The sequence below is a fragment of the Microcystis sp. M090S1 genome (assembly GCF_020246295.1).
GTDB classification, from domain to species: Bacteria; Cyanobacteriota; Cyanobacteriia; order Cyanobacteriales; family Microcystaceae; genus Microcystis; species Microcystis aeruginosa.
On sequence record NZ_JADBTF010000103.1, the window covers coordinates 1 to 5,224 of the forward strand.

Sequence of the window (5,224 nt, forward strand, 5' to 3'; positions counted from 1 at the left end):
CAGGAGATAGGAGTCAGGAGATAGGAGTCAGGAGATAGGAGATAGGTTTTAGGTGTTGGGGTTTTAGGGTTTTGGGGTTTTAGTTGAAATTCCCCATTTCCCCATTTCCCCAACCCCGCTCCCATCTCATAGACAGTCTCAACGAGTAATTTAGATAGGGTTTGCGGCAAAAAGTTTGTTGGTGGGGTTAGGTGTTGGGGTTTTAGGGTTTTGGGGTTTTAGTTGAAATTCCCCATTTCCCCAACCCCGCTCCCATCTCATAGACAGTCTCAACGAGTAATTTAGATAGTCAACAGCTTACTTAAAAACATCAAAAAGCGGCAACAAAAAACTATTGCTGCTGCTATTTTTGATCAACTCCCCGGGTGGGATTCGAACCTACGACCAATCGGTTAACAGCCGACCGCTCTACCACTGAGCTACCGAGGAAGGCTACTCACAATTAATAATTATAATCATAAGTCCCTCAATAATGCAAGTGCTTTCTGGATTTTTTCTCAAAAAAATTTCCGGTGCCGGTAGCGGTGGGCGGAGAATCCACTATTGTGGAGATAAGGACACCATTAAGTCTAGTCTATGCTTGCCCATCACCGCCGTCCCGTTTCCTTCTGTCTGCTCTCGACAGATCTACCCATCCTCTCCACTTTAGACACTGCCGCTACCCTCTACCAAAAGGATCGCCACCGGTTTCATCTTCTCCTCAATCAACCCCCGGTGGCTCTCGCAGAAATAGAGACTCTTAAACCCGAAAATAAGCAAAATAAATTAATTTGGCTAGAAATTTCAGCTAATCGGGTAATTATGACCATGCAGGGCCAGGGAAGATTCGCCTATCGTCATTTTTGGGAGCAAGGGGTTTTTGGTGTCAGTCGCTTCTGGTTAAATGCCGAAAGTTCTCAACCGGGTTACGCTTTTCGCCTCCGCAACTATACCCGTAGTCTCAAATTAGAGGGGAATAATCTCCCCGAATATTTGCGTCTAGAGTACGAATTATGGTCAGATAACCTGATTTTAGGTCATTATGTCCTTCATTTGCAAGTACACCAATAAATAGGGTCGGCTGAATAGAGCTAAAAACCTTGTGGGATAAGACTTTTAGACTTTTTGGCAATCAAAAAGTGTCGGACACAGGAGCGATCGGTGGCAAAATTTAGGCACTTTTTCCCCGAAAATTAGGTAATTGTGGGGTGGATTGAAGACTTAGTGCTACACTTCCCGAAACGTCGATTTTATTTGAGCTTGTTGTTAGGAATCCACTTAAAAGAGGTTGTTTAATCTGGCTAATAAGCTCTTGGGTATGATATGGGGAAAAGTTCCGGCAATTGCGCTAAAATGGGGAATATGCCGCAAGTTTCCACCTATCGTTACTCTGGAGAGTGTTAGACAGAAAGTTTCTGTATAATATGTAGTTCGCCAACCAGCCATGATTCTTCGCATCTTTCGTGTCGAGATTGATCCATCAACCCGTTCCGCTTTTGAGGCCGGGTTTCGCTCCCTGTCCGTCGATGCAGTCACGCGAGCCCCCGGCAATCTTTCGTGCGAGATTGGGATGCCTACTCGATGGGCGCCCAACACGTATTCCATGATCACCCGATGGCGCGACGAAGATGCTTTGGTCGCCTTCGCAGGGCCGGAATGGAACACACCAGTGATTCCCGCCGGTATGGAGGCTTTCGGAAGAAAGCTGTCCGTAGAGCACTACCGGATTGACGATTCTCCCATCGGCGAACAACGCAATGCAGCGGACTCGCGATAAAATCGGGCGGTGTGGATCGTCCAAGGTCGCGAGCCGCTGATTGCCAACGTTATACATACATTACCCGTAGCAGAAAGCAGCAGCTATCGCCGCAGAAAGCAGCAGCTATCGCCGTAGGGTGCGTTCCCTAATGCAAGTCCTGCTACTCCAGCGATCGCTTTTGGGGAACGCACCATGCACATTGATTGAAACTGTGAAGTGCGATGCCGAAGAACGTAGTGCGATCGCCGTTATCTTCTTGATTAAACTTTAAAACTGCCATTGCTTGGGATAGGATCGCCAAGGGCGATCGCTTTTTGGGGATAAGGAGAGGCGATCTCTCTTTGTGAGTTGGAAAGTTGTCATCGATCCGCGATCGCGGATGTCATTATTGCCCAAGCAGAGTAAAATAAAAGTCTGTATTGAAAAAGGGGAAAGTAACAATGCCGCCAACAATGCAATTTAGTCAAATCTTAGAAATGATTGACTATCTCTCTTTTGATGAACAAGATGACTTGATCAATATTGTTAAACATCGGCAAATCGAAAAAAGACGAGAACAAATTGCTCAAAATATTTCTCAAGCTCGACAAGACTATCAAAATGGTAATGTTTTTCGAGGAGATGTTGATTCCATTATTGCCGAACTAAACAATGATTAACTTGGTTTTTAGCCAATCATTTAAACGCGCTTTCAAAACAAGGATTAAACGACAACCCGACTTAAAATCAAAAATAGAAGCCAAATTGAGACTACTCGCTGACGATCTCTATAATCCAATATTACGCAGCCATAAACTAAAGGGGAAATTGTCAGGTGCTTGGGCTTTTTCTGTTGAATATGATTGTCGAATTATTTTCAATTTTGAATCAAACCCTGAAACCCAAGAAGAAGAGATCAACCTAATTGATATTGGAACTCACGATGAGGTTTATTGAATATGATTTTTTATTATGTTAGCAAGGTTTCGGAGTTGGTGATCGCTTTTTGATGATGGGAAAGGGCGATCATGTATAATCCAAAATATTATGAACTAGATACAAAATCTCGATAAAATGGAGATAGAATGGGACAATAATAAAGCTGCTGCCAACTTGATCAAGCATAAAATTGATTTTGAAGATGCAAAAAACATTTTTCTAGATCCAAACTGTCTGGAAAAAGAAGATAAACGTGATTATAATGAAACTAGAATTCAAGTAATCGGTATAGTTAATCAAGTAGTTTTATTGGTCGTCTATACCAAAAGAAACGGCAGATACCGCATTATTTCAGCAAGGAGAGCCAATAAAAATGAACGACGACAATATTACCAGAGTCAGACTTGATCCCGAAAATGTTAGTCATGGTAAGACAGATTGGGAAAAAGTTGAAGCAATGACTGAGGAAGAAATTGACAAAGCAGCCGAAGCAGATTCGGACTGTCTCCCCCTATCTCAACAAGAATTAAATGAGTTTCGCCGTACATCAATCACAGATGCCGATCTTGTAGTGCGATCGCTGTCATCTTGTTGATTAAACTTTAAAATTGTCATTGCTTGGGATAGGAACGCCAAGTGCGATCGCTTTTTGGGGATGAGGAGTGCGATGCCGAAGGCACTGCGTAGCAGATCGCTGCTCTTGTATTTCCCAAATTACCACCCAATATCTGAGTTATAATCAATAATATCCATTCTACACCTTAATCAAATAATTTAACTTATGTCTGCTACAATTCGTCAAGAACTTCACCAACAGATTGACCGATTACCTGATGACATTGTTGAAAAAATTGCCAACTTTACCCGATTAATTTCCCCTGAGCCAAACAACATTTCAGAATATACTAATTGGCAAGATGAAGACTGGCAAAAATTTTCATTAGAGCAATTTTTCAAAGAAGGAGATGAAATTGAATATTCCCTAGCAGATGCTCAAGAAATTTATCAACCATGAAACCAGGTGATATTGTTCTAATTCGTTTTCCTCAAGCAGACTTGAAATCAGGAAAACTGCGTCCAGCTTTAATTATTGCTATTTCACCAAGTCGCCATCGTGATTTATTACTTGCTTTAATTTCTTCTCGTCTCCATCAAGCTACTCTAGGATTTGACGAAATTATTAATACCTCTCTTCAAGTATTAGGCAGTGAAATATTTAATCAGATAACCAAAAGTAAATAAAAACAAAATATTTATTAAATCAAAAAAGATTTAAAATGGCAAGAAATGCGACAAATAAATTATTGCAAAATGCTAAAAAACTAAAAAGTGACGAGTTTTATACACAACTTTCAGATATAGAAAGTGAGTTGCAACATTATAAAAGTCATTTTGAAAATAAAGTAGTTTATTGCAATTGCGATGACCCCCGAATTAGTAACTTTTTTAAGTATTTTGCCGCAAACTTTAAAAAATTAGGTCTAAAAAAAATCATAACATCTTGTTATCGAGAACAAGTGAGAGATTTATTTAATACAGAAGAAGATGAAAAGGGTTTTTTCTTTGAATATACAGGTACAGAGAGAGAAAAAAATAAACCTAGTTCAACTGACATTGTTTACTTTAATGGGGATGGGGATTTTCGTAGTTTTGAAAGTATTGAACTATTAAAAAAGTCCGATATTGTTGTGACTAATCCCCCATTTTCATTATTCAGAGAATATGTAGCTCAATTAGTTAAATACGATAAAAAGTTTTTGATAATTGGCAATATTAATGCAATAACCTATAAAGAAATTTTCAAACTAATTAAAGAAAACAAAGCCTGGTTAGGAATAAATCTTGGTAGAGGTATTTCTGGTTTCATTGTTCCCGAACACTATCAACTTTATGGAACAGAGGCTCGTATTGACAATTCTGGAAATAGAATAGTTTCTCCAAATAATTGTTTATGGTTAACCAACTTAGACACATCAAAACGACAGGAAGATATGGCTCTCACAAAAAGATATTTTGGCAATGAAGCTGAATATCCAAAATATGACAATTATGATGGAATTAATGTCAATAAAACCCAAGACATTCCCTTAGACTTCAAGGGGTTTATGGGTGTACCAATAACATTTTTACATAAATTCAATCCCGACCAATTTGAAATAATTAAATTCAGGAAGGGGAATGATGATAAAGATTTATCAGTAAATGGGAAATGTCCTTATTTTAGAATACTAATCAAGAATAAACGAATCCAAACTGAATATATTGATTTAACAGGGTAAGCGCATCTTAACAATCCTTGACAAAATGAACTTTATGTGAGTTGCCTACCCACGATTCAGGCATATTTGAGGAGAATTTGCCATCTCAATTGTTAAGCAAAAATCGACTGAATGGGTCGATACTATTCCGATTGACTGGTATCACTTGAAATGCCCACGCCTATCACAAAATTGGCCAATTGTCAATAGCGGTTGAGATGCTCTCACCCTGCTCTTTTATGTTGTCGAGATGTTGAAATTTTACCCTGATATTGAGAATGACATTGACGGCTAAAATAACTTTTAATTA

10 protein-coding genes and 1 tRNA gene are annotated in these 5,224 nt (G+C 39.3%); 9 read left to right on the top strand and 2 right to left on the bottom strand.

The annotated features are described in order from the left end of the window. Nucleotides 1-357 precede the first annotated feature (357 nt). Nucleotides 358-429, bottom strand: a tRNA-Asn gene (locus IM477_RS04760). Nucleotides 430-576: 147 nt separating this feature from the next. On the opposite strand from IM477_RS04760, the gene IM477_RS04765 reads away from it, so the two are divergent. Together IM477_RS04765 and IM477_RS04770 are read left to right on the top strand one after the other, a co-directional pair. Further along, a complete protein-coding gene (locus IM477_RS04765) occupies nt 577-1,050 on the top strand; it encodes a hypothetical protein (RefSeq protein ID WP_287730745.1) in 474 nt (157 codons plus the stop codon). Between the two features lie 373 nt (nt 1,051-1,423). Then, nucleotides 1,424-1,756 (top strand): antibiotic biosynthesis monooxygenase family protein, encoded by a 333-nt coding sequence (locus IM477_RS04770; RefSeq protein ID WP_002798459.1) that lies wholly within the window; start codon nt 1,424-1,426, stop codon nt 1,754-1,756. Between the two features lie 142 nt (nt 1,757-1,898). Here the strand turns inward: IM477_RS04770 and IM477_RS04775 are convergent, their stop codons facing one another. Further along, nucleotides 1,899-2,039, bottom strand: coding sequence for a hypothetical protein (locus IM477_RS04775; protein WP_287730746.1), 141 nt, complete (start codon nt 2,037-2,039; stop codon nt 1,899-1,901). Between the two features lie 139 nt (nt 2,040-2,178). Here IM477_RS04775 and IM477_RS04780 point away from each other — a divergent pair, with 139 nt between their 5' ends. The 7 genes from IM477_RS04780 to IM477_RS04810 all read left to right on the top strand — a co-directional run bounded on the left by IM477_RS04780 (nt 2,179) and on the right by IM477_RS04810 (nt 4,935). Next, on the top strand, nt 2,179-2,397 hold the full coding sequence (locus IM477_RS04780; RefSeq protein ID WP_002757428.1) for a hypothetical protein: 219 nt from the start codon (nt 2,179-2,181) through the stop codon (nt 2,395-2,397). Next, entirely contained in the window at nt 2,390-2,674 is a 285-nt protein-coding gene (locus tag IM477_RS04785; protein ID WP_043998863.1) for a type II toxin-antitoxin system RelE/ParE family toxin, read from the top strand. The genes IM477_RS04780 and IM477_RS04785 overlap by 8 nt, the downstream gene beginning before the upstream one ends. A 117-nt stretch (nt 2,675-2,791) precedes the next feature. Then, nucleotides 2,792-3,064 (top strand): BrnT family toxin, encoded by a 273-nt coding sequence (locus IM477_RS04790; protein ID WP_287730747.1) that lies wholly within the window; start codon nt 2,792-2,794, stop codon nt 3,062-3,064. Beyond that, complete coding sequence (locus IM477_RS04795; protein WP_002757426.1) at nt 3,030-3,251, top strand: hypothetical protein; 222 nt, start codon at nt 3,030-3,032, stop codon at nt 3,249-3,251. The genes IM477_RS04790 and IM477_RS04795 overlap by 35 nt, the downstream gene beginning before the upstream one ends. Before the next feature lie 186 nt (nt 3,252-3,437). Next, the gene (locus IM477_RS04800) at nt 3,438-3,671 is read left to right on the top strand and encodes a hypothetical protein (RefSeq protein ID WP_287730749.1); all 234 of its coding nucleotides are present in this window, start codon (nt 3,438-3,440) and stop codon (nt 3,669-3,671) included. Next, nucleotides 3,668-3,898, top strand: a complete 231-nt coding sequence (locus IM477_RS04805) for a type II toxin-antitoxin system PemK/MazF family toxin (protein ID WP_287727777.1) — start codon at nt 3,668-3,670, stop codon at nt 3,896-3,898. The genes IM477_RS04800 and IM477_RS04805 overlap by 4 nt, the downstream gene beginning before the upstream one ends. 35 nt (nt 3,899-3,933) lie before the next feature. Then, on the top strand, nt 3,934-4,935 hold the full coding sequence (locus tag IM477_RS04810) for an adenine-specific methyltransferase EcoRI family protein (protein ID WP_287730751.1): 1,002 nt from the start codon (nt 3,934-3,936) through the stop codon (nt 4,933-4,935). Nucleotides 4,936-5,224: the final 289 nt, after the last annotated feature.